General features: G+C 75.0%; 25 protein-coding genes and 1 pseudogene. 16 read left to right on the forward strand and 10 right to left on the reverse strand.

What is annotated here, in order from left to right; all coding sequences use genetic code 11:
• The 4 genes from BM385_RS07215 to BM385_RS07230 all read left to right on the forward strand — a co-directional run bounded on the left by BM385_RS07215 (position 1) and on the right by BM385_RS07230 (position 3,256).
• Positions 1 to 711, forward strand: coding sequence for an AroM family protein (locus BM385_RS07215; RefSeq protein ID WP_019435402.1), 711 nt, complete (start codon positions 1 to 3; stop codon positions 709 to 711).
• Between the two features lie 21 nt (positions 712 to 732).
• On the forward strand, positions 733 to 1,365 hold the full coding sequence (locus BM385_RS07220) for an aspartate/glutamate racemase family protein (protein ID WP_093842502.1): 633 nt from the start codon (positions 733 to 735) through the stop codon (positions 1,363 to 1,365).
• 151 nt (positions 1,366 to 1,516) lie between these two features.
• Positions 1,517 to 2,326, forward strand: a complete 810-nt coding sequence (locus BM385_RS07225; protein ID WP_019435400.1) for an SAM-dependent methyltransferase — start codon at positions 1,517 to 1,519, stop codon at positions 2,324 to 2,326.
• A 45-nt stretch (positions 2,327 to 2,371) separates the two neighbouring features.
• Positions 2,372 to 3,256, forward strand: a complete 885-nt coding sequence (locus BM385_RS07230; protein ID WP_093842503.1) for an ABC transporter substrate-binding protein — start codon at positions 2,372 to 2,374, stop codon at positions 3,254 to 3,256.
• Positions 3,257 to 3,294: 38 nt separating this feature from the next.
• On the opposite strand, the gene BM385_RS07235 is transcribed toward BM385_RS07230, so the two are convergent.
• The 9 genes and pseudogenes from BM385_RS07235 to BM385_RS07275 form a co-directional block, all read right to left on the reverse strand.
• Positions 3,295 to 4,098 carry a GNAT family N-acetyltransferase gene (locus BM385_RS07235; protein ID WP_019435398.1) on the reverse strand — a complete coding sequence of 268 codons (804 nt, stop codon included), beginning with the start codon at positions 4,096 to 4,098 and terminating at the stop codon, positions 3,295 to 3,297.
• 95 nt (positions 4,099 to 4,193) lie between these two features.
• A pseudogene (locus BM385_RS07240) lies at positions 4,194 to 4,674 on the reverse strand (nitroreductase family deazaflavin-dependent oxidoreductase).
• Between the two features lie 65 nt (positions 4,675 to 4,739).
• Positions 4,740 to 5,102 (reverse strand): monovalent cation/H(+) antiporter subunit G, encoded by a 363-nt coding sequence (gene mnhG, locus BM385_RS07245; protein WP_019435396.1) that lies wholly within the window; start codon positions 5,100 to 5,102, stop codon positions 4,740 to 4,742.
• On the reverse strand, positions 5,099 to 5,365 hold the full coding sequence (locus tag BM385_RS07250) for an MrpF/PhaF family protein (RefSeq protein WP_019435395.1): 267 nt from the start codon (positions 5,363 to 5,365) through the stop codon (positions 5,099 to 5,101). The genes mnhG and BM385_RS07250 overlap by 4 nt, the downstream gene beginning before the upstream one ends.
• Entirely contained in the window at positions 5,362 to 5,961 is a 600-nt protein-coding gene (locus BM385_RS07255) for a Na+/H+ antiporter subunit E (RefSeq protein ID WP_093842504.1), read from the reverse strand. The genes BM385_RS07250 and BM385_RS07255 overlap by 4 nt, the downstream gene beginning before the upstream one ends.
• On the reverse strand, positions 5,958 to 7,460 hold the full coding sequence (locus BM385_RS07260; protein ID WP_093842505.1) for a Na+/H+ antiporter subunit D: 1,503 nt from the start codon (positions 7,458 to 7,460) through the stop codon (positions 5,958 to 5,960). The genes BM385_RS07255 and BM385_RS07260 overlap by 4 nt, the downstream gene beginning before the upstream one ends.
• The gene (locus BM385_RS07265; protein ID WP_093842506.1) at positions 7,457 to 7,882 is read right to left on the reverse strand and encodes a Na(+)/H(+) antiporter subunit C; all 426 of its coding nucleotides are present in this window, start codon (positions 7,880 to 7,882) and stop codon (positions 7,457 to 7,459) included. The genes BM385_RS07260 and BM385_RS07265 overlap by 4 nt, the downstream gene beginning before the upstream one ends.
• Positions 7,879 to 10,758, reverse strand: coding sequence for a Na+/H+ antiporter subunit A (locus BM385_RS07270; RefSeq protein WP_175542933.1), 2,880 nt, complete (start codon positions 10,756 to 10,758; stop codon positions 7,879 to 7,881). Before BM385_RS07270 ends, BM385_RS07265 begins: the two co-directional genes overlap by 4 nt.
• Positions 10,759 to 10,978: 220 nt before the next feature.
• Positions 10,979 to 12,499 carry an SDR family oxidoreductase gene (locus BM385_RS07275; protein ID WP_093842508.1) on the reverse strand — a complete coding sequence of 507 codons (1,521 nt, stop codon included), beginning with the start codon at positions 12,497 to 12,499 and terminating at the stop codon, positions 10,979 to 10,981.
• Between the two features lie 164 nt (positions 12,500 to 12,663).
• Between BM385_RS07275 and BM385_RS07280 the strand changes: the two genes are divergently transcribed.
• The gene (locus tag BM385_RS07280) at positions 12,664 to 13,227 is read left to right on the forward strand and encodes a dihydrofolate reductase family protein (protein ID WP_093842509.1); all 564 of its coding nucleotides are present in this window, start codon (positions 12,664 to 12,666) and stop codon (positions 13,225 to 13,227) included.
• 19 nt (positions 13,228 to 13,246) lie between these two features.
• On the opposite strand, the gene BM385_RS07285 is transcribed toward BM385_RS07280, so the two are convergent.
• Complete coding sequence (locus BM385_RS07285; protein WP_175542934.1) at positions 13,247 to 14,119, reverse strand: alpha/beta fold hydrolase; 873 nt, start codon at positions 14,117 to 14,119, stop codon at positions 13,247 to 13,249.
• A gap of 257 nt (positions 14,120 to 14,376) precedes the next feature.
• On the opposite strand from BM385_RS07285, the gene BM385_RS27050 reads away from it, so the two are divergent.
• From BM385_RS27050 to BM385_RS07330, 11 genes are all read left to right on the forward strand, one after another.
• Positions 14,377 to 14,580 carry a hypothetical protein gene (locus tag BM385_RS27050; RefSeq protein ID WP_019435950.1) on the forward strand — a complete coding sequence of 68 codons (204 nt, stop codon included), beginning with the start codon at positions 14,377 to 14,379 and terminating at the stop codon, positions 14,578 to 14,580.
• The gene (locus BM385_RS27055) at positions 14,577 to 14,753 is read left to right on the forward strand and encodes a hypothetical protein (RefSeq protein WP_019435951.1); all 177 of its coding nucleotides are present in this window, start codon (positions 14,577 to 14,579) and stop codon (positions 14,751 to 14,753) included. Before BM385_RS27050 ends, BM385_RS27055 begins: the two co-directional genes overlap by 4 nt.
• A gap of 77 nt (positions 14,754 to 14,830) precedes the next feature.
• Positions 14,831 to 15,049, forward strand: a complete 219-nt coding sequence (locus BM385_RS07290) for a hypothetical protein (RefSeq protein WP_019435952.1) — start codon at positions 14,831 to 14,833, stop codon at positions 15,047 to 15,049.
• 105 nt (positions 15,050 to 15,154) lie between these two features.
• Entirely contained in the window at positions 15,155 to 17,065 is a 1,911-nt protein-coding gene (locus BM385_RS07295) for an alpha/beta fold hydrolase (protein ID WP_093842511.1), read from the forward strand.
• Entirely contained in the window at positions 17,062 to 17,661 is a 600-nt protein-coding gene (locus tag BM385_RS07300; protein WP_093842512.1) for a hypothetical protein, read from the forward strand. Before BM385_RS07295 ends, BM385_RS07300 begins: the two co-directional genes overlap by 4 nt.
• Positions 17,658 to 18,512, forward strand: coding sequence for a class I SAM-dependent methyltransferase (locus BM385_RS07305; protein ID WP_093842513.1), 855 nt, complete (start codon positions 17,658 to 17,660; stop codon positions 18,510 to 18,512). The genes BM385_RS07300 and BM385_RS07305 overlap by 4 nt, the downstream gene beginning before the upstream one ends.
• Complete coding sequence (locus BM385_RS07310; RefSeq protein ID WP_093842514.1) at positions 18,490 to 20,316, forward strand: ABC transporter ATP-binding protein; 1,827 nt, start codon at positions 18,490 to 18,492, stop codon at positions 20,314 to 20,316. The genes BM385_RS07305 and BM385_RS07310 overlap by 23 nt, the downstream gene beginning before the upstream one ends.
• 139 nt (positions 20,317 to 20,455) lie before the next feature.
• A complete protein-coding gene (locus tag BM385_RS07315; RefSeq protein WP_093842515.1) occupies positions 20,456 to 20,869 on the forward strand; it encodes a hypothetical protein in 414 nt (137 codons plus the stop codon).
• 20 nt (positions 20,870 to 20,889) lie between these two features.
• Positions 20,890 to 22,350: a phytoene desaturase family protein gene (locus BM385_RS07320; RefSeq protein ID WP_026047811.1), complete on the forward strand. Its 1,461-nt coding sequence runs from the start codon at positions 20,890 to 20,892 to the stop codon at positions 22,348 to 22,350.
• Positions 22,347 to 22,619: a hypothetical protein gene (locus tag BM385_RS07325; RefSeq protein ID WP_019435958.1), complete on the forward strand. Its 273-nt coding sequence runs from the start codon at positions 22,347 to 22,349 to the stop codon at positions 22,617 to 22,619. Before BM385_RS07320 ends, BM385_RS07325 begins: the two co-directional genes overlap by 4 nt.
• 42 nt (positions 22,620 to 22,661) lie before the next feature.
• Positions 22,662 to 23,114: a GNAT family N-acetyltransferase gene (locus tag BM385_RS07330; protein ID WP_093842516.1), complete on the forward strand. Its 453-nt coding sequence runs from the start codon at positions 22,662 to 22,664 to the stop codon at positions 23,112 to 23,114.
• Positions 23,115 to 23,140 lie beyond the last annotated feature (26 nt).

The raw sequence follows: 23,140 nt of genomic DNA on the forward strand, positions 1-23,140 counted from the left end.
ATGAGCGCACCGCTGGGCCTGGTCACCATCGGCCAGGCACCCAGGACCGATCTGCACGAGGACGCCGCGCCGCTGCTGGCCGGCACCCCCTTCACCGAGCACGGCGCCCTCGACGAGGACCGCTTCGAGGGCCCGGGGGAGGCGGCGGCCCGCGCCGCCGTCGCCCCCGCCCCCGGCGAGGCCCCGCTGGTCTCCCGGCTGCGGGACGGCCGCTCCGTCACCCTGGGCCACCACGCGCTGCTGCCCCGCATGGAGCGCGCGGTGGCCCGCGCCGAGGCCGACGGCGCGGCGGCCACCCTCGTGCTGTGCACCGGGAACTTCCCGCAGCTGGCGGCCACCCGCCCGCTGCTGTTCGCCGAGCCCCTGGTCCAGCGCGCCGTCGCCGCCCTCACCGGCGACCGGCCGGTGGGCCTGCTCTGCCCGCACCCCGACCAGGAGAGGGACGTGGCGCGGCGCTGGTCCGCGCTCCTGGACGGGCCGGTCCGGGTCACCGGCGCCGACCCGTACGCCCCCGGCGACGCCCCCCTCGACCAGGTGGCGCGCGCCGCCGCCGGACTCGCCCGGCAGGGCAGCGCCTGGATCGTGCTCGACTGCATCGGCTACACCGAGCGCATGCGGCGTGCCGCCGCCGAGGCATCGGGCCGCCCGGTGCTGCTCGCCCGCTCCCTCGCCATCCGGCTGGCCGCCGAGGCCGTCGCCGCGAGCGCCTGACCCCCGGACAGGAGACCGACCATGACCACCGGCATCATCCGCGTCCTCACCAGCGACGACCCCGGCCAGGTGGACGGGCACGGCCGGCTGCTGGCCGAGCGGCTGGGCCTGCGCACCGTCTCGCGCTGCATCCCCGGCCAGCCCCGGGGCATCCACGACGACGCGAGCGAGCGGAGCGCCGGGCCGAAGATCGTGGAGCTGGCCCGCGCACTGGAACGGGACGGCGCGGACACCCTGATCATCAGCTGCGCCGCCGACCCCGCCCTGGCCGCCACCCGCGCGGCCGTCGCGGTGCCGGTCATCGGCGCCGGCACGGCGGCGGCGGGAGTGGCCCTGGGCCTGGGCACCCGCATCGGCGTGATCGGCATCCGCGACGAGGTGCCGCCGGCCGTCGCCGCGCTCCTCGGCCCGCACTACGCCGGCCACCGGCGCCCCGAAGGGGTGCACAGCACCGTGGACCTCGCCGCCCCGCACGGCCCCGCCGCCGTCCTCGCCGCGGCCGGCGAGCTGGTGGCGGCCGGGGCGGACGCCCTGGTGCTGGCCTGCACCGGGCTGACCACCCTCGGCATCGCGCCCCGGCTGGAGCGCGAACTGGGCGTACCCGCGGTGGACGCCGTCCTGGCCGCCGGACTGCTCGCCCTGCGCCCGCGCTGACCCCGCGGGCCGGGCCGGACGCCGGCCCGGCCCCGCCGCCGCGCAACGCCCCCCGCACCCGGTGGGGCGCGCGGGACAGGGCGTGGACGGGTGACAGATGGCGAGGGGAGGCAGACGATGAGGGAACGGTTCACTTCCCCAGGAGGCAGCCATGAGCCCGGCCGACGACGCCCAGCACTCCGTTCCGCTCAAAATCGACACGACCGTGCCGCACTCGGCGCGCTTCTGGAACTACTGGCTCGGGGGTGAGGACTGGTACCCCGTGGACAAGGAACTCGGCGACGCGCTGCGCGAGCAGTACCCGAGCATCGCCGGCATCGCGGTGGCCTCCCGCGAGTTCCTCGGCCGCGCGGTGCGCCACCTCGCCCGCGACGTCGGCATCCGGCAGTTCCTCGACATCGGCAGCGGACTGCCCACCGCCGAGAACACCCACCAGGTCGCCCAGCGGTACGCCCCCGACTCCCGCATCGTCTACGCCGACACCGACCCCACCGTCCTCATGCACTCCCAGGCACTGCTCACCTCCACCCCGGAGGGCAGGACCGCCTACCTCGACGCCGATGTCCGCGACGTCGACGTCATGCTGGAGCGCGCCGGCACCGAACTCGACCTGGACCGGCCCGTCGCGCTGATGCTGCTCTCCATGCTCGGCCACATCGAACCCGGCCCCGCCGCCGAACTGGTGCAGGAGTACACCCGGCGGCTGCCCTCCGGCAGCTACCTGGTCACCTGCGACAGCATCGACGACCCCGAGGTCATCGCGCTCTGCGAGGACTACGCCGCCGCCGGGGCCGCCCCGTACTACCCGCGCTCCCGGGACCAGCTGGCGGCCACCGCCAAGGGCCTGGAACTGCTGCCGCCCGGCCTCGGCCCGATCGCGCGGTGGCGCCCCGACCACCCGGAGGTCGAACCCCCGCAGGACCAGCTGTTCCAGTGGGGCCTGGTGGCCAGGAAACCCTGAGCCCCGCCGGGCCCGGAACGCCGTCTCCGCGCTTACGGTGGGGGAGTGCGCATCGTTTCCCTCCTTCCCTCCGCGACGGAGATCCTGTTCGCGATCGGCGCCGGTGACGCCGTGGTGGGCGTGACCTTCGAGTGCGACCACCCGCCCCGGGCCCGCACCCGGCGCATCGTGTCCACCAGCGCCCTCCCCGAAGGGCTGCCGCCCGCCGCCATCGACCGGGTGGTGAGCGAACGGATGGCCGCCGGAGAGGACCTGTACCACCTCGACCGCGGCGCACTGGCCGGCCTGGACGCCGACCTGGTGGTCACTCAGGACCTGTGCGCGGTCTGCGCGGTGGACGTCTCCACCGTCCACGACGCGCTCGACCACCTCGCCTGCTCCGCCGATGTGCTCACGATCGATCCGCACACCCTGGACGAGGTGATCACCTCCGTCGTCACGATCGGCGACGCCACCGGAACCGGCGACCGCGCCCGGCGGCTGGCCGGCGCGCTGCGCGACCGGCTGGCCGCCGTACGGGCGAAGGTGGCCGCCGAGGAACCGGCGGCGGCCCTGGTGCTGGAGTGGACCGACCCGCCGTTCGCCCCCGGCCACTGGGTGCCGGACATGATCGGGGCCGCCGGCGGGCGCTGTGTGCTCGGCCGGGCGGGGGAGCGGTCGTACCGCACCGACTGGGCGGCGGTCACCGGCGCCGGGGCCGGGATCGTGGTGTGCGCCCCGTGCGGCTTCGGCCTGGAGGAATCCACCCGGCTGGCCGCCCCGGTGGCCCGCCGGCTGCCTCCGGGGACGCAGCTGTGGGCGGTGGACGCCAACGCCTCCTTCGCCCGGCCGGGCCCCCGGCTGGTCGACGGCGTCGAGGCCCTGGCCGGGATCTTCCACCCGGCCGTCGCGGGCCCGCCCGACCCGGCGCTGGCCCGGCGGCTGGCCTGACCCCTGCCCCGGTACGCCCCCGGTTCGCCCCGCCCGGCTCAGTCCCGCAGGCCGTAGAACCGGATCGGCGAGTTCGGCCGGAACCCGATCCGCGGATACACCGGCGCCCCGGCGGCCGTCGCGTGCAGCGTGGCGCGGGTCAGCCCGGTGGCGCGGGCGCCCTCGTACAGCGCCTTGCGGGTCACCGCCTCCCCGTACCCCCGGCGCTGGTGGCGCGGGTCGGTGGCCACCAGCGCCACGAAGAGCCGGCCGTCCGCCGGGAACGTCCCGGCGCAGGCCACCGGTTCCGTACCACGCAGCGCCAGATACGCGTACGCCTCCCGCTTCCACAGTCGCGAACCCGCCAGCCCGTCGCGGCCGTCCTCCAGCGGGAACCCGTACCCGCGCGCGTTGAGATCGGCGTACGCCCGCAGCTGCTCCTCCGTGGTCACCCGGGCGAACGTCAGCTCGGGGTGGGACGGTTCGGGGAGCGGCAGCAGATCGCCCGCCATACCGGTGCCGGGGAACGCGTACCGCAGCCCGGCCCGCTCGGCCGCCGCGTCCAGCGCGGCGCGTGCCCGCGCGTCGAGCAGGTCCTCGAACAGCCACAGGAACCCCGGGCGTTGTTTGCCCCGCATCACGCCGGCAGCCTCCGCCAGCCGCCGCTCCAGCTCCCCGGCGTTCAGCCCCGCCCCGGTGAGGGTGACACAGTTCCAGAACGGGAACCGGCTGTCGGCCCACCGCACCGCCAGCCCGGGCAGCTCCCGCACATCCGCCCCGGGGTCCCGGTCCAGCACCATCGCCCGCCACACCAGGGCGAGTTGTTCCACCGATTCGACCGACTCCGACAGATCAGTCACCATCACTCCGCGCGGATCGACAAGCACACAGAACGCAACCCACCGATCCTGCCACGCTGCGGCCCCGCCCCGCCGGAGATCGCCGAACCGGCCCCTCCTCAGTGCTCGTGCGCCGCCGGCTCCAGCACGAAGACCGGGATCTCCCGGTCGGTGCGCCGCTGGTAGGCGGCGTAGTCCGGATACGCGGCCACCGCCCGCTCCCACCATGCGGCCTTCTCCTCCCCGGTCACCTCACGGGCCACCATGTCCTGCCGCACCGGGCCGTCCTGGAGCTCCACCCGCGGATCGGCGACCACGTTGTGGTACCAGACCGGGTGCCGGGGCGCCCCGCCCAGCGAGGCCACCACCGCGTACCGGCCCTCGTGCTCCACCCGCATCAGCGGGGGTCTTGCGGATCCGGCCGCTCCGCGCGCCCAGCGTCGTCAGGATCACCACCGGCAGATCCCGCCGCTCGGGGTCGTCCCGCCCGATCAGCTCGGCCAGCGTCGTCCCCTCCCGGCCGCCCGACCCCTCGTACAGCGCCACCTGGTCGCGCACCTCACGGCGGCTGCTCGGTTCGTACTCGCCCCGCAGCGGCATACCCGCTCCTTCCTTCACCTCTCGCGTCCTGCCCGTGCCGCACAACGTACAAGGCCCCGCACCGCTCAGCGAGGTGGCGGCTCCGCCGCGTCCTGCCGGCTCAGCCGATCGCCCAGCTGATCCACCGTCAGCCGCTCCCGCGCCACCGCGTCCGTGCGGTAGGCGATCCGCGCCACCACATGGCCCATCACCGGCGCGGTGACCAGCATGAACACCCCGATCAGCAGCAGCGGCGGAGCACTGGGCCCGCCCTCGTGCACCGCCGCGCCCACCAGCACCAGCAGCAGGCCCAGCGTCTGCGCCTTGGACGCCGCGTGCAGCCGCGAGACGGTGTCCGCGAACCGCAGCATCCCCACCCCCGCCAGCAGCGAGAACAGCGCACCGCCCAGCATCAGGACCACCCCCACGACCTCCCGGACCCCGCTCACCGCATGTCCTCCCGCCGCTCGACCAGCCGGGCCGCCGCGATCGTCCCGATGAAACCGAGCAGGGCCAGCACCACCAGCACATGGCCGCTGATGCCGTCCGAGCGGATCACCGTGCCCACCACCGTCCCGGAGATGATCAGCGTCACCAGGGTGTCCAGCGCCACGATCCGGTCCAGCGCCGCCGGACCGCGCACCAGACGCACCGTCACCAGCAGCGCGGCGCCGCACAGCAGAGCGAGCGCGATGGAGACCATCACCGTCATGCCGGACCCTCCTTCTTCGCCGTCCTGGACATCGCCAGCAGCCGGCGCTCGATACGGGCCACCGCCGCCCGGCGCCCCTCCGCGTCCGCCGCACCCCGCAGGGGCAGCGCGTGCACGTACAGCAGCCGGCGCTCCCGGTCGATCTCCAGCACCAGGGAGCCCGGCGCCACCAGCGTCAGCAGCGCGACCGTCGCGATCTGCGCGTCGCTGCGGGCCCGCAGCTCCACCTCCACGATCCCGGACCGCGTCCGGGGACCGCTGCGCACCGCCTCCCGGGCCACCACCACCGAGGAGACCACCAGGTCCACCAGCAGATAGCCGATCAGGGCCGGCAACTGCACCACCCCCCGCAGCCGGGGCAGCCGGTGCCGCCGCTCCGCACCGCGCGGCGGCAGCCCGAACGCGGCCTGGGTGCCCGCCGCCACCACCGCCCCCGCGATCAGCGTCGGCACCGTGAACGTCCCCCACAGCACCGCCCACAGCAGCGTCAGCCACAGCACCGGCGGCAGATACCGCCACGGCCGCCGCCGCACACTGCCCCGGCTCGCGGGCGTGTCCGGCCTCGGCTCGTGCACATCACCGGGGTCCGCTCTCATCCGTCACCACCTCCCAGTACCGCCTCGCGGTAGCCGTCCGGATCCACCAGATCCCGGGCCGCCGCCTCGCTGATCTCGCCCAGCAGCCCGGCACCCACCGCGATCGCCACCCCGAGACCCACGATGCCCACCGTCGCCGCCAGCATCAGCACATTGCCCGCCTCCCGGCGCGGCGCCGGCCGGTCGGGGCCCGCCGAGAACACCGCCCGCCACACCCGGGTCATCGCGTACAGCGTCAGCAGACTGGTCAGCAGCGCCGCCGCGATCAGCACCGTCACCGGCCAGCCGCTGCGCTCCCCGCCCGCCTGGAGCAGCACGAACTTCGCCACGAACCCGGAGGTCGGCGGGATGCCCGCCAGCGCCAGCGCGGGCAGCATGAACAGCCCCGCCACCACCGGGGGCGGCGGCGCGCGGTGGGTGAGCGAGGCCAGCGACGCCGTCCCCGACAGCCGCACCACGATCCCCGACACCAGGAACAGACCGGCCTGCACCACGATGTGATGCGCCGTGTACAGCACCGTGCCGGTGAGCCCGGCCTCGTCGAAGAGCGCCAGCCCGAACAGCATGAACCCGATGTGACTGACCAGCACGAACGACAGCAGACGGTTCAGATCGTCCTGCGCGATCGCGCCCAGCACCCCGACGAGCAGGGTCAGCACCGCGACGATCGTCAGCAGCAGCCACACATCGTCCCGGGGGAAGATCAGCGTCTGGGTGCGCACCATCGCGTACACCCCGACCTTCGTCAGCAGCGCCGCGAAGATCGCGGTGATCGGCGTCGGCGCGGTCGGATAGCTGTCCGGCAGCCAGAAGTGCAGTGGCACCATGGCCGCCTTGATGCCGAACACCACCAGCAGCAGCACACTCAGCGTGGCCGCCACTCCGTCCGGCGCCTGCGTCATCCGCAGACCGAGATCGGCCATGTTGACCGTCCCGGTGGCCGCGTAGCACAGCGCGATCGCCGTCAGGAACAGCAGCGAGGAGGTGAGGCTGGTGATGGTGTACGTCATCCCCGCCCGGATCCGCCCCGAGCCGACCCCCAGGCTGAGCAGCACGTACGAGGCGGTCAGCATCATCTCGAACGCCACGAACAGGTTGAACAGGTCGCCCGCCAGGAACGCCATCCCCACCCCGGCCGTCAGCAGCAGATAGGCCGGGTGGAACGCCACCGGCGAGGACTCCCCGAAGTCGGCGTTGCCCTGGCCGATCGCGAAGACCAGCACCGCGAGCGCCACCGCCAGCGACACCGTCAGCAGCAGCGCGGACAGCCGGTCCGCGACCAGCGCGATGCCCAGCGGCGCCGGCCAGCCGCCCATCGACGCGGCCTGCGGCCCGTCCCGCTGCGCCAGCACCAACAGCACCACCGCGTCGGTGAGCGTCAGCGTCAGCACACTCACCCCCAGCACCTGCTGGGTGATCCGGCTCCCGGACAGGGCGAAGGACAGCGCCGCCACCAGCACGGGCAGCAGCACCGGCGCCACCAGCAGCCAGGCCGTCATCGGCGCTCCCCCCGGTCGGCGGGCAGATCGGACTCGGCTGCGGCCCGCTCCTCGGCCCGGTCGTGCACCGTGCCGATCCTGCGGTCCTCCACGTCGTCACGCACCTCGTCGTGCCCGTCCAGCTGCCACGCCCGGTGCACCATGGCCAGCAGCAGCGTGGTGATGCCGAACGTGATCACGATGGCGGTCAGCGCCATCGCCTGCGGCAGCGGATCCGCCAGCCGCCCGTCCGGCCCCTCGCTCCCCGTCACCGGCGGCGAGGCCGGCGCGCCGCCGGACAGGATCAGCAGCAGGTTCGCCGCGTGCCCCAGCACGATGACACCCAGCAGAATCCGCATCAGCGAGCGGTCGAGCAGCAGGAAGAACCCCGTCGCGAAGAGCCCACCCACCACGGTGGCCATCGCCAGATCGAGCGTCGTCATGTCACGGCCTTTCTCCTGGCGGGACCCCCGTAGGGCGCCAGGGTGTCGCCGGCGTCACGCACCCGGTCCAGCGCGTAGAGCAGCTTCAGGCACACGCCCAGGACCAGCAGATACACACCGAGATCGAAGAACACATTGGTCGCCAGATGCAGCGAGCCCAGCACCGGCACGTCCCAGTACCACTGGGCGCTGGACAGCGGCGTGCCGCCGGCCGCCAGCGGCACCAGCGCGGTCACCGCCGCCAGCACCAGACCGGCGCCGGCCACCGAGCGCGGGGTGAGCGGCAGCGGGAACGCCGCCTCCGCCGACCGGCCCGCCAGATACCGCAGGACGAACGCCTGACCGGCCACCAGCCCGCCCGCGAAGCCGCCGCCCGGCCGGCTGTGCCCGGCGAACAGCAGATACACCGACAGCACCAGCACGGCCGGGAACAGCATCCGCACCACCAGCTCAAGCAGCAGCGAACGCTCCCGGCGCGGTACGTCCAGCGCCTCCGGCAGCCACATCTCGCGCGGCACGTCCCAGCGCGCCTCACCGAACCGCTCGGCCGCCCGGCTGCGCCCGCCCGGCCGGCGCCGCCGGCCCGCCGGCCGCCCGCGCCCGTCCCCGCGCCGCCCCAGCAGCGCCGCCGCGCCGATCACCGTCACCAGCAGCACGCTGATCTCGCCCAGGGTGTCCAGCGCGCGGAAGTCCACCAGCAGGGCGTTCACCGCGTTGTACGCGCCGGTCTCCGGGGCGCGCTCGATGATCTCGCGCGGCAGCTGAAGCGACTGCCGCACCGCCGTCGCGGTCACCGCCAGCGCGGCCACGCACACCCCGGCGACCGTCGCCAGCGCCACCCGGAACCACAGGGAGCGCGGCTCGGTCCGCAGCGGCGAGAAGTCGGCCGGCAGCCGGCGCAGCACCAATACCACCGCCACCACCGTCAGCGTCTCCACCAGGAACTGGGTGAGCGCCAGATCCGGCGCGCCCTGCACCAGGAAGAGCCCCGCCACCCCGTAGCCGATCGCCCCCACCAGCAGCACCGCCGTCAGCCGGTGGCCGGTGACCACCAGTGCCACCGCGGCGGCCAGGATCACCACGGCGAGCGGCACCTGAACGGCCGAGTGCCAGGCCGTCACATCCGGCAGCGGCGGGCGGTACCACAGCAGCATCGTGCCCGGCACCGCGATCACCGTCAGCAGCAGCACCGCCAGATACACCGGCAGCGAACCCACCTGGGTGTGCCGGGTGAACCACACCGCCAGCCGGCCCAGGCCGTTCACCGTGCCCTCGTAGCCGCGCTGGGTGTCCGGCAGCGACGGCATCCGCCGCTGGGCCCGCTCCACCCACACCCGGCCCGCGTGTAGCAGCAGCCCGGCCACGATCATCGCCGCCGACAGGGTGAGCGGGCCGGTGACCCCGTGCCACAGCGACACCTCGTAGGGGCCCGCCGGGTCCGGCACCAAGTGCTCGGAGCGCGCGTAGGGCACCGTCAGATCGCCGGTGACCCGGTAGAACACCCCCAGCAGCAGCGACGCGGCCGTCAGCACGCACACCGGCCACACCAGCACTGCCGGCACCCGCTCCACCGGCGTGCGCTCCACCCCGGGCTTGACGGCGAAGGCGCCCCACAGGAAGCGGGCACAGTAGGCCACGGTCAGCGCCGAGCCGAGCGCCAGACCCGCCACCGCCCACCAGCGGCCCGCGAAGTCCGCGTGCCACATCGCCTCGTACGCCGCCTCCTTGCCGAGGTAGCCCACCAGCGGCGGCAGCCCCGCCATCGACGCCACCGACAGCACCGCCGCTCCGCACACCACCGGCATCGACCGGCCGACCCCCGACAGCCGGTGCAACTCCCGGGTGCCGGTGGAGCGCTCCAGCACCCCCACGGTGAGGAACAGCGCCGACTTGAAACAGGCGTGCGCCAGCAGCATCTCCTCACCGGCCAGCATCGCCGTCTGGCCGCCCGCGCCCAGCAGCGCGGTGAGCATGCCCAGTTCACTGACCGTCCCGTAGGCCAGCAGCAGCTTCAGATCGGTCTGCCGCATCGCCCGCCAGGCTCCCAGCACCATGGTGAGCAGACCGATCGCCAGCACCGCCGGCTGCCAGGGCTGGACCTCGGCCAGCGCGGGCGTCAGCCGCGCCACCAGGTACACACCGGCCTTGACCATCGCCGCCGCGTGCAGATAGGCGCTGATCGGGGTCGGCGCCACCATGGCCGCCGGCAGCCACGCCGACAGCGGGGCCTGTGCCGACTTCGCGAACGCCCCGCACAGCACCAGCACCACGGCCACCGCCAGCGCCCCGGAGGTGGCCGGCGGGTCGGCCACGATCTGCGAGATCCGGTACGTGCCCGCCTCCCGGCCCAGCAGGATGAAGCCGAACAGCATCGCGAGTCCGCCGCCGGCCGTGGTGAGCAGCGCCTGCTCCGCCGCCTTCCGGTTGGCCACGCCCTGGCCCCGCCCGGCGATGAGCAGGAAGGAGATCACCGAGGTCAGTTCCCAGAAGATGTACAGGGCGATCAGATGGTCGGCGGTCACCAGGCCGAACATCGCCCCGGCGAACCCGACCAGCAGCCCGGCCTCCCGGCCGCCGTCGGCGAAGTACCCCGACCCGTACAGCAGGACCAGCGCCCCGACCCCGCTGATCACGAAGACCATCAGCAGCGACAGGCTGTCCAGGCGGAGCACCAGCTCCAGCTGGAGCACGGAGGCCCACGACAGGGTCTCCTGCGGCACGTGCCCGTCCAGGACCCGGCCGGTCCACAGCCCCGCCCAGACCACCGCCGCCAGCGGCACGAGCACCGCGAGCAGCCAGGCCGCCCGCCGGTAACGGCCCGCCAGCAACGGGAGCAGGAGGGCCACCAGGAGGTGGACACCCAGCAGCGTCAGCACGGTGCTCCTTCCCACGTTCGCGGCCGGGCCCGGCGGGCCCGCGGGCGCCGGTCGCCGCGCACGGCGGCTGACGGCCCGTCATGATCATGGGGTCCCGGGGCCCGCATCCCCCGAAGCACTCGATCGGTCGCGTGTCGCGCCCCGGGGTGATCCTTTCTCCCGGCCGCCCCTACCCGGCCGGGCCGGGGGTATGGCCCCCGATCCGCACTCCGGGCGCAGGTCACCCCCGGCGCGGGGCGCCCTGGCCCTGTCCGGCGGCCCGGGCGATGTTGCGAGCCATGCCGCCGAAGACCACGGAGTGGAACGGGGAGACCGACCACCAGTAGGCGTGGCCGGCCAGCCCGCGCGGGTGGAACAGCGCCCGCTGCCGGTAGCGGGTACGGCCCTCGGCGTCGGTCTCCGCGTACATCTCCAGCCAGGCCAGCCCGGGCAGCCGCATCTCGGCCCGCAGCCGCAGCAACCGCCCCGGCTCGATCTCCTCGACCCGCCAGAAGTCCAGCGAGTCGCCCGCCCGCAGCCGCTGCGCGTCGCGCCGGCCGCGCCGCAGCCCGACCCCGCCGACCAGCCGGTCCAGCCAGCCGCGGGCGGCCCAGGCCAGCGGGAAGGAGTACCAGCCGTTGTCGCCGCCGATCCCCTCGATCACCCGCCACAGCGCCTCGCGGGAGGCGGTCACCGGCATGGACCGCTCGTCGTGGTAGAGGCTGCCGCCCGACCAGTCGGGGTCGGTGGGCAGCGGATCGCTGGGCGCGCCCGGTACGGCGGCGTTCGACCAGCGGGTGGTGACCTTCGCCTCACCGATCCGGCGCAGCGCCAGGGCCAGGGTGTCGTCGAAGGGCAGCGGCCGGCCGGGCGGGTCCGGGACGTACCGGGTGATGTCGTGCTCGTGGCAGACGACCTCGTACCGCAGCGACTCGGTCAGCGGCTTGGCGATGGCGGCGGGCACCGGGGTGACCAGCCCCACCCAGTGGCTGGACAGGGTGGGGGTGAGCACGGGGACCGGCACGATGACGCGCCGCCGCAGTCCGCTGACGGCGGCGTACCGGCGCATCATGTCCCGGTACGTCAGGACGTCCGGGCCGCCGATGTCGAACGCCCGGTTCACCTCGGCCGGCATGCCGGCCGAGCCGACCAGATAGCGCAGCACGTCGCGGACGCCGATGGGCTGGGTCCTGGTGTGCACCCAGCGGGGGGTGATCATCGCCGGCAGCCGCTCGGTGAGGTAGCGCAGCATCTCGAAGGACGCCGAGCCGGAGCCGATGACCACCGCGGCGCGCAGCACGGTGGCGGGCACCGGCCCGGCCAGGAAGATGCGGCCGACCTCGGCCCGCGAGCGCAGATGCGGGGAGAGTTCGCGCTCGGGTACGTCGCGGGGGGTGAGGCCGCCGAGGTACACGATGCGCCGCACCCCTGCGGCACGAGCACCCTCCGCGAAGGTCTCGGCCGCCCGGCGGTCGGTCTCCTCGAAGCCGGAGCCGGTGCCCAGCGCGTGCACCAGGTAGTAGGCGACGTCGATGCCGCGCAGGGCCTCGGCGACCGAGGCGGCGTCCGTCACATCGCCCCGGACCGTCTCGACCTCGCCGGCCCAGGGGTGGTCGCGGAGCTTGGCCGGGGTGCGGGCCAGGCAGCGGACCCGGTGGCCGGCCGCGAGCAGTTCCGGCACCAGCCGGCCGCCGATGTACCCGGAGGCGCCCGTGACCAGGCAGCGCAGCCCGTCCGCCGGCCGCTGTTCTTCCGCACTCATGACGATCCCTTCGCCTGCCAGGTCCGTTGTCCAATCATGGCCGCCCGCGGGGCGGATCGGGCGGGCCGACGCGGCCGGGACCGATGAGTTCCACGGATCCGCCGAGTCATGGTTCCGGAAGGCCGGACGTGAGAGCCGGAACCGTTCGAGGAGAGGACACCTCCATGACGGACATCGCGCCCCGGCGTGCCGAGGGCAAGGTGCTGTGGCACTTCACCATGTCGCTGGACGGCTTCGTGGCCGGACCCGGGCACACGATGGACTGGATGACGGACTTCGCCTTCCGGCCCGGTCAGCTGGAGGAGTACGCGGCCTCCACCGGCGCGATGCTGGGCGGCCGGGACGGCTGGGACGCGTTCCCCGACGTCAGCGGCATCTACGGCGGTGACTGGCAGGGGCCGGTGTTCGTGCTGACGCACCATCCGCAGGACGCCGCGCCGGTGGCCGGGGTGACGTTCCTGGACTGCGACGTCGCCGAGGCGGCGCGGATCGCCCTGGAGGCGGCGGACGGAAAGAACGTGGAGGTGCTGTCCGCCTCGATCGGGCGCCAGTTGCTGGAGCGGGGGCTGATCGACGAGATCGATCTGCACCTCGCTCCGGTGCTGCTCGGGGACGGCATCCGGCTGTTCGACAACCCCGGCGGTGCCCCCGTACGGCTGGATCTGGTGCACGGCGGCGACCGGACGGCGGTGGTGGACGTCCGGTACCGGCCGGCGGCGGGCGGCTGAGCGCAGGTCGGCGGCCGGGTCAGGGCGTGGCGGCGCGGTCGCGCACGGCGTCGGCGAAGTCCGCGACCCGGGCCGTCACCGCGGGGGCGGTGATGACGCGGTGGTGCCCGAGCCCCCGGGTGAGGAACAGCTCCGCCCGCTCCCCGTGGGCGCGTGCCGTCTCCCGGGCCTGCTCCGCCCCGGCCCGGGGGTCGTCCTCGTCGTGGACGAGCAGGATCTGCCCTACCGCGATCCGCTCCGGGGCGTGCGTGGCGCTGAAACGCCGCCAGATGTCCGGCTCGCCGGGGAAGAGCCGGTGCTCCACCCGGGTCCGCAGTTCCGGCTCGGCCCAGCCGGACAGCCGCAGTTCGCGGCAGAATCCGGTCACCAGATGATCGAACCGGCTCACCCCGGCTATCCCTGCCAGTGCCTCGGTCCTCGCCCCCTCCCGTGCGGCGAGGAACGAGGCGAGCGATCCGAAGGAGTAGCCGGCGAGCAGCAGGAACGGCCCGTGGCGCCGCTGGAGTTCGAGGATGATGTCGCGGCACTCCAGCACGGTGGTCGTGGTGCCGCCGGACGCGCCGTGCCCGGGCAGGTCGAAGGTGAGGACGGTGTGGCCGCGGGCGTGCAGCGCGGTGGCCAGGTGGGCGAGCCGGGAGGCGCGCGAACTCCAGCCGTGCACGAGCAGTACGGGCCGCCCTCCGGTGCCCCAGCGGTAGGTGACGACGTTCTTGCCGCCGATGGTGAGGGCGCCCCGCTCGGCGGCGGCGATCGGGGAGCGGTCGGTCTCCCCGATCCGGGCGCGCCGCACGGGCCGCCGGAAGACCGCGAAGGCGGCCCGGCCGGCGAGGGACGGGGCGATCCCGGCGGTGGTGTTGAGGGCCGTGCCCAGTGCTGCGACGGTCGGATGCATGGATGCCCTCTCCGGTGAGTCCCTGGTGCCCGGGGAGAGATAGTAGCACGACCGTTCGCTCAGTTTTCTGCCCCGGCCGGACCCCGCCGAGCCACCGCAGAGCCGCCCGGGCGCCGCCGGAGCGCCGCCCCGCCGTGCACGATGCTGCCGAACGGGTGCAGCCTCGTGCCACCGCCGCGCCTTCCCCGCCCCCGGCCGGTTCGGGAGGGTTCTGTCCGGCGGCGGAGCGACCGCCGCCCGGATGACAGGAGAGATCCATGGCGCGATCCACCCCGTTCGCCCAGCGGGCCGTGTCCGGCCCGCTGCTGGAGGATTCCCCCGGGGACATCGGCACCGCCGCATCGCCCGTCCTGGCCACGCCCGCCGCGGCCGCCGCCTTCGCCGCCGGGGCGACCATCGTCGTGGGGGCCTATGTCGTCGGCCGCATGGTCGGCGGCGAGACCGAACCGGTGATCCAGTGACCACCGCGGACCGGCTCCCCGCCGCCCTGCGCCACCTGCCCGAACTGACCGAGGACGCCCCGGGCCTGGCCAGCGGCACCTCCGAGGCCGTGCTCTGCCTCGTCCACTCGGCGGTCCAGGTCTCCGTCTGCGTCACCTCCGCCGGCGACCAGGACTCCAAGCTGCCGCTCTGAGCACGGACCGGCCGCCCCTCACCCCCCCCGGCGCCCGCCGGGGACCGCACGACCGGATACGGAAAGGACGTCACACCATGTCCAGAACCACCGCCTATCTGAACGGGTGCGCCGCGCTGGCGGACCTCTCGGTGCTCGACAGCGCCGGCCGCCGCTCCCCGGCCCAGCCGGTGCTCGCCACCCCCGTGACCATTGTCGCCTTCGCGGGCGGCGTGGGCGCGGGCGCCGCCATCGTCGCCGCCTTCGAAGCCGGCCGCCAGGCCGCCGGCGGCTCGATGGAACCCATCATCACCTGACCCCAGCCGTGCCACCGGTACCGGCCGGGACACCGGCCCCGTGCGAGCGCCCCGGCCGGTACCGGCCCCACCCCGCTTCCTCGGACCCGCCAAGGGAAGGCGACGATGAGACGATTCCCCACCCCGCCGAAAAAGCTGCTCGCCGCACTGCTGGGCCCGGTGCCCGTCGGCCGGCGGCAGGCGATCGGCCTCTCCGAACGGCTGTCGGCCGCCACCTCGCTGGTGTCCGGCCTGGAGTTCCTGAGCGACCGCAGCCAGATCCGCCCCGGCGGCCTGAACGACTGGTCCATCAACCGCGAGCTGTACGCCGACTGCTCCCGCCCGGTCCGCAAAGCCCTCGACATCCTGGCGCACGAGCGCACCACCACCGCCCTGTACGCCGCCCGCGTCGCGGCGAGCGCCGCGCTGCTGCTGCCCGGCGAAGGCCGCTGGCGCGGAGCCGCCAACCTCTTCCTCGGCCTCTCCGGCGCCGCGCTCTACCCCCACCACCGGCTCGGCTCCGACGGCTCCGACCAGGCGTCCGGCATGGTCCAGACGGCCACCGGACTGGCCCGGCTCTCCACCTCGCCGCAGACCCAGGACGCCCTGCTGTGGTACGTGGCGCTCCAGTCGAACCTGTCCTACCTGGTCTCCGGCTGGGTCAAGCTGCTCGGCCGCGACTGGCGCACCGGCGCCGCCCTCGGCGGGGTGCTGCGCACCCGCACCTACGGCGAACGCCATCTGTGGCAGCTCACCCGGCGCCACCCCCGGGCCGCCCGGGCGCTCGCCCACGGCGTGCTCGCGCTCGAATGCCTTTTCCCCGTCCTCTATCTGCGCGGCGGCAAGCTGGCCAGGCCGGTGCTCGCCACCACCGTCTCCTTCCACCTCGCCAACGGCTTCGTCATGGGCCTGGGACGCTTCGTCACCTCCTTCGCCGCCATGCACCCGATGGTCGCCTACACCAGCACCCCCGCCCACCACCCCGCCGTCGCCGGCCGCGACGACCGGGCGCCGCGCGCCGCGGCACTGGTACTGGCCGGCGGCGTCGCGCTCGCCGGAGCCCTGGCCACCGCCCGCCGGCTGCGGGTGACCGACGGCTGGCCCGGCACCGAGTGGGTGACCACCCGGCACGGCAACCGGCTCGCGTACGACACCACCCTCTCCGCGGACGGCAGCGGCCCGGTGGTGGTCTTCGTACACGGCCTGACCGCCCTGCCCGAACACTTCGGCTGGCTCACCCAGACCCTGCGGATCCGCTCGGCGCACGAACTGCTCACCTACAGCCGGGCCGGCTACGGCCCCAGCCGGTACGCGGGCACCCGCCCGTACACCCTCCAGGAGTCGGTGGACGACCTGGTCGACCTCGTCGCCCAGACCGTCCCCGCGCACCGGCAGGTCGTCCTCGCCGGGCACTCGCTCGGCGGCGAACTCGCCCGCCGCGCCGCCGTCCGGCTCGGCGACCGGGTGCACGCCGTCGTCTACCTGGACAGCTCGCACCCCGCCGAACTGCACCGCTCCGAACAACAGGACGAGTCCGCCCGGCGGCTCACCGGAGCCATCCGCACTTTCACCAACAGCCTGCGCATGGGCATGGGCGTCCTGCTCAACCGGCCCTCGTGGGTGGACAACCTGCCCCGGCCCTTCCGCGCCCGCGCCCTCCAGCAGTACGCGGACGCCCGGATGTGGCAGGCCGGGCAGCGCGAATGGCGGGCCACCGAGCAGGACTTCCGCGGGCACAGCGGCGAACTGCCGCCCGTCGCCGCCCACGCGCTGGTGCTCTCCGCCCAGCACACCGTGGACCGCGACCCGGAACAACTGCTGCTGCACCGCGAACTCGCCGCCGCCCACCGCGGCGCCGGCCGCCTCGTGCAGGAGTCCGTCATCGAGGGCGCCGACCACGACAGCCTGCTCACCCGGGCCGAGTACGCGCTCCAGGCGGGCGAACGGATCCTCGCCTTCCTCGACTCCACCGCGCACCGCCCCGGCACCGCCGGTACCGCCTCCCCGGACCGCACCCCCGCCCGGGAGGTGTCGTGACCACCGCCCCCGCCGTACTGACCGCGCTGCGCGCCACGTTCACCGGCCCCGGCGCCCCGGCCCGCATCACCGCCGGCCTGCTGCTGCTCGGCACCCTCGCCGCCCAGCACCCCAACCTCTCCTTCCACCGGGTGCCCCGCAAGGACCGGCTGAACGCCGCCTTCCCCAACTGGCGCTTCTTCGCCCCGCACCCGGCCCAGCACGACTTCGAGATCTGCTACCGCACCCTGAACGAGGCCGGCGAGACCTCACCCTGGCACCCCGTCGAGGTCATCCAGGGCCGCCGGCCCGGCCAGATCGTGTGGTTCCCCGGACGCCGCCCCGAGAAGGCCGTCTTCGACGTGGGCAGCGAAATCCTCCAGTCGCTCGACAAGGGCTTCGGCGTCGTCACCCGGCAGCCGGCCTACCGGCTGCTGAGCGCCCATCTGGCCCGCCACATCGCGGAGCGGGGCGCCGGGGACGTCAAGGGCTTCCAGTTCACGATGGTCCGGGTGGCCGGCTACGACGAATCCGAGGAGCCGGAGATCGTCTTCGTCTCCCCCTACAACCCGCTGCCCCGGCCCGCCGGGGCCGGCCGCGCCCGGGAGGGCTCATGAGCACCGCCACCGGCACGGCCGGGACCACCGGGACCACCGGCACCGCGCACACCCCGGGCCCGCCGGTCGAGGACAGCGGCTACGGCCGGGTCTTCGCCTCCTTCTACGACCGGATCTTCCCCAAGGACGGGTACGCCGACCGGGCCGCCCGGCAACTCGCCGACTGGCACCCCGGCGGCGGCGCCCTGGAGTTCGGGGCCGGCACCGGCCGCATCGCCGTCCCGCTGGCCCGGCTGGCCGGACCGGTCACCGGCGTCGACTCCTCGCCCGAGATGCTGGCCCTGCTCCGCGAGGCCGTCGCGGAAGCCGGCGTCCCGGTCACCCCCGTGCACGCCGACATCAGGACCTACCGCGACGACCGGCACTACGGGCTCGTCTACTGCGTGTGCGCGACCCTGTCCATCCTGCTGCGCCCCGAGGAACAGCGGGCGGCCGTCGCCCGCGCCGCCGCCCGGCTGGCACCCGGCGGCAGCCTGGTGATCGAGACCCACAACCCCGCCTTCGTCCACGGACTGCACGAAGGACGCCGGCGCACCGCCTACTTCACCCCCTACCCCTGGCCGGGCACCGGGCTCCAGACGTACTCCACCCTCCACCCCGAGACCAACCTGTGGGAGGCGTCGCACATCTGGCACGAGAACGGCGGCAGCCACGTCGGCCGCGAACTGAGCCGGCTGACCGCGGCGGCAGAGGTGGACGCCTACGCCGCCGACGCCGGTCTCGTGCTCGCCGACCGGCTCGCCGACTGGACCGGCGGCCCCTACCGCGAGGACGGCCCCATGCACATCAGCCGCTACGTCCACGCCCAGCCGGAAGGAGCCGCGCACCATGACGACGCCGCCCACCGCTGACCGGCCCGGCACCATCTGGGGCCTCGCCCGTCGGCACCGGCTGCTGCTGGCCGGCGGACTGCTGCTCGGCATCGTCGGCGTGGGCTCCACCCTGGTCCAGCCGGTGATCGTCTCCGACCTCATCGAAGCGGCCGGCGCCGGCGACCCGGTGGCCGGCATCATCGTCCTGCTGGGCGCGCTGCTGCTCGCCGACGCCGTACTCTCCGCCACCCAGGGCTATCTGATCGGCAAGGCCGGCGAGAACATCGTCCGCGACTCCCGGGTCCTCCTCACCGGCCGCGTCCTGCGCGCGGACCTGGCCGCCTTCCAGGCCCGGCGGCAGGGCGACGTGCACACCCGGCTGGTCTCCGACACCTCGCTGGTGAAGATCGCGCTCTCCCAGAGCCTGGCCCAGATCGCCGTCAACGGACTCGTCGTCATCGGCTGCGTGGTGATGATGGCCTGGATCGACGTGTGGCTGCTGCTCCTGGCGCTCGGCTGCATCGGCGTCGCCAGCACCCTCTCCCTGTGGCTGGCCCGCAGGCTGCGCGTGGTCGCCCTCCGGAACCGCGAGGAGACCGGCGAGTTCGGCGCCGACCTGCACCGGGTGCTGTCCGCGCTGACCACCGTCAAGGCGGCCCGCGCCGAGGAGCGCGAGCAGGCCGGCATCGGGCGGCTGGCCGAGCGCGTCCGCCGCTCCGGGGTACGGGTGAGCGCCTACGCCTCGGTGCTCACCCCCGCCATGAACGTCGGGCTCCAGGCGTCCCTGGCCGCCGTGGTCGGCGCCGGCATGGCGCGGGTGGCCACCGGCTCGCTGGGGCTCGCCGACTTCACCGCCTTCGTGATGTACCTCTTCTACCTGGTGTCGCCGCTGGTGCTGGTCTTCATGAGCATCGCCGCCTACCAGCAGGGCCGGGCCGCCATCCAGCGCGTGGACGAACTCGTCGGCATCCCGCAGGAGGACGACCCGCCCGCCGTCGCCATCTCCGCGTCCGGGCCCGCCGCTGCGCCGGAGCCGGTCCCGGCGCCCGGCCCCGCCGGGGTGGGCCCGGCGGTCGAGTTCCGGCAGGTGGCCTTCGGCTACGGCGAGGAGGGCCGCGACGTCCTCGCGGAGGTCTCCTTCACCGTCCCCGCCCGTGGACTGACCGCCCTGGTCGGCCCGTCCGGCGCCGGCAAGACCACCGTGTTCCAGCTGATCGAACGGTTCTACCGCCCCCGCCGCGGCAGCGTCCTGCTCGACGGCCGGGACATCGCCGCCCTCCCGCTCGCCCGGGTGCGCGGCCGGGTCGGCTACGTCCAGCAGGACAGCCCCGTCATGCGCGGCACCCTGCGCGAGAACATCGCGTACGCCGCGCCGGACGCCACCGAGGCCGAGATCCGCGACGCCGTGGAACTGGCCGGGCTCGCCCCGGTGGTCGCCCAGCTGCCGGACGGCCTGGACACCGTACTCGGCGACCAGGGCACCGGGCTGTCCGGCGGCCAGCGCCAGCGGCTGTGCATCGCCCGGGTACTGCTCCAGAAACCGGCCGTGATGCTGCTGGACGAGGCCACCTCGCACCTCGACTCCGACACCGAGGCCGCGCTGCGCGAGGTCCTGGACCGGGTCTCCCGCCGGTGCGCGGTCATCGCCATCGCCCACCGGATCTCCACCGTGGTGGACGCCGACCACATCGTCGTCCTCGACGCGGGCCGGGTGCGCGACCGGGGCACCCACGCCGAACTGTACGAACGCGACGAGCTGTACCGCCGGCTGGCCGCCACCCAGCTCAGTGGCCGGCCCGCGGCGGTGGCCGGACGGCAGGATGCTGCGGCGGGGCTGCAGTGAACTGCCAGCACACCCGCTGTCACCCGGCCGCCGCAGCTGGCAGATTCGGCATGTCGCACCCACGGGGACCCCACCGATCACACGGATCACCCATTCCGACACGGCAGCGGAGGCTGGCCGTGGCTGAGGAGGCCGGCAGATGACGACCCATCCGCTCGACACACACCGGGCACCGCACCCGGCGACGCCCACCCGACCCGGACGGGCCCGGCGCGCCGCCGTCCGGCTGGCCGCCCTCGCCGCCGCCGTCACCCTGCTCGGCGGCACCGCGGGCCAGGCGACGGCGCTCACCGCCGGTGCCTCCCAGGACGCCGTATCCGCCCACCAGGGCGGCGGCGGCAGCAGCGGCGGAGGCGGCGCCTCCGGCGGCTGGGCACCGGCCTCGGCCGGCCTGGTGGGCGGCAAGCCGATCGACGCCCCGCAGGACCCGGCGCCCGGCGGGGGCGGCGACGCGGACCGCCTCCGCCCCGAGCCCGGCCCCACCGCGCCCGGACCGGGCGAGGAGTGCAGCCGCGAGGACTGGACCCGGCCCTGCGCCAACGGCTGGCAGTGAGCCGGGGACGGCGGCGCACGGTGGGCGACGGAAACCGCGAGGCGGCGGTGGTCGGCAGCGGCCCCAACGGGCTGGCCGCCGCCGTCACCCTGGCCAGGGCCGGGCTGCGGGTCACGGTGTACGAGGCCGCCGACACCCTCGGCGGTGGACTGCGCCAGGCCCGGCTGTTCGACTCCGCCATCGGCCACGACGTGTGCGCCGCCGTCCACCCGATGGCGGGCGCCGCCCGGTTCTTCCGCGAGTTCGACCTCGCGGCGCGCGGCGTGGAACTGCTGCGCCCCGAACTGAGCTACGCCCACCCGCTGGACGGCGGCCGGGCCGCGCTCGCCTGGCACGACCTGGACGCCACCTGCGCCGGCCTCGGCCCCGACGGCCCGCGCTGGCGGCGGCTGATGGCACCCCTGCTGGCCCGCAGCCGCGACGTCACCGACCTGCTGCTGTCCGGCATGCGCGGCACCACCGGGCTGCCGGCCGGCCCGCTGCTGGCCGCGCGGGCGCTGCGGCTGGGCACCCCGGGCGCCCACCGGGCGTTTCGCGGCGAGGAGGCGGCGGCGCTGTTCGCCGGGGCCGCCGCGCACGCCATGGGACCGCTGCCGTCCCTGCCGGGCGCCGCCGTGGGGCTGCTGCTGGCCCACCTGGCGCACGGCCAGGCCGGCTGGCCGGTGCCGCGCGGCGGCAGCCACCGGATCGCCCGGGCGCTCGCGGACGACCTGGAGGCGCACGGCGGCCGGATCCTCACCGGCCACCGGGTCACCGACCTGGGCCAACTGGCCCCGGCCCGCACCATCCTGCTCGACATCTCGCCGCGCGCCCTGCTGGAACTGGCCCGTCCCGCGCTGCCGCCCGGCTACGCCCGCGCGCTGTCCCGCTACCGCTACGGCCCGGCCGCCGGCAAGGCCGACTTCCTGGTCTCCGACCCCATCCCGTGGCGCGCCCGCCCGGTCGGCCGCGCCGGGACCGTGCACCTGGGCGGCACCGCCCCGGAGATCTTCGCCCAGGAGAGCGCGAACGCCGCCGGCCGGTCAGGCGAGCGGCCCTTCGTGCTGGTCGTCGACCCCGCCGTGACCGACCCCGGACGCGCCCTGCCGGGCAAGCGGCCCATCTGGGCCTACGCCCATCTGCCGCCCGGCGACCGGCGCGACCCGCTGCCGCTGATCCGGGACGCCATCGAGCGGTACGCGCCCGGCTTCCGCGACACGGTGCTGGCCGGACGCGGCATCCCCGGCACCGCCTACGAGGCGTACAACCCGAACTACGTCGGCGGCGACATCGGCACCGGCGCCATCACCCTGCGCCAGTCGCTGGCCCGCCCGGTGCCGCGCTGGGACCCCTACCGCACCCCGCTGCCCGGCGTCTACCTGTGCTCGGCGGCCACCCCGCCCGGACCCAGCGTGCACGGCATGAGCGGCTGGCTGGCGGCCCGCTCCGCGCTGCGCCGCGAGCACCGGCTGCCGCCACCGGCACTGGGGCCCCTCCGGTGACCGAGCGCCGTCCGGCGGTCGCGCTGGTGCTCACCGCCGCCGGCGAGGACGGTGAGATCGCCCTGGTGCGGCTGCTGAGCCTGCTGCCCGCCCGCTGGACTTACCGCCACGAGGCGACCGCCGCGCGCATCGCGCTGTGGGTCGGCCCGGCCCCGCCCGGGCCGCCCGGCACGGACGAGGCCCGGGCACGGTCCGCGGTACACGAGGCGCTGCGCGACCCGGCCCTCGGCCGCTGGCGCCTCGAACCCCGGGGACCGGACGGCGGCTGAAGGGCCCGGCCGGGGCCGGGCGCACGCTCCTACACTGGACGGATGCCGTCCATCACGATCAGGCGCGCCGTCGCCCGGGATGCGGAGCGCCTCACCGCACTGATCCAGGAGTCCAGCGCCTACCGGGGCGCGTACGCCTCGATCATCTCCGGTTACCGGGTCGGCCCCGAGTACATCGAACGGCACGAGGTGTTCATGGCCGTCGACGCGTCCGGGCACCTGCTGGGCTTCTACGCGCTGGTGGTGGATCCGCCGGAACTGGACCTGGCGTTCGTGGCGGACGAGGCGCAGGGCAGGGGAGTGGGCCGGCTCCTCATCACCCACATGACCGGCCGGGCAGCGGAAGCCGGTCTCACCGAGGTCCGGGTGGTCTCCCACCCGCCGTCCGAGGGGTTCTACCGGAGCCTGGGCGCCCAGCGGGTCGGCACGGTCGCCCCGTCACCGCCGAAGATCACCTGGGAACGCCCGGAGCTGCGGTTCACCATCGGCCGCTGAGGGCCGCCCCGGGGCCGGCATCCCCG

The organism is Streptomyces harbinensis (assembly GCF_900116145.1).
GTDB classification, from domain to species: domain Bacteria; phylum Actinomycetota; class Actinomycetes; order Streptomycetales; family Streptomycetaceae; genus Streptomyces; species Streptomyces carpaticus.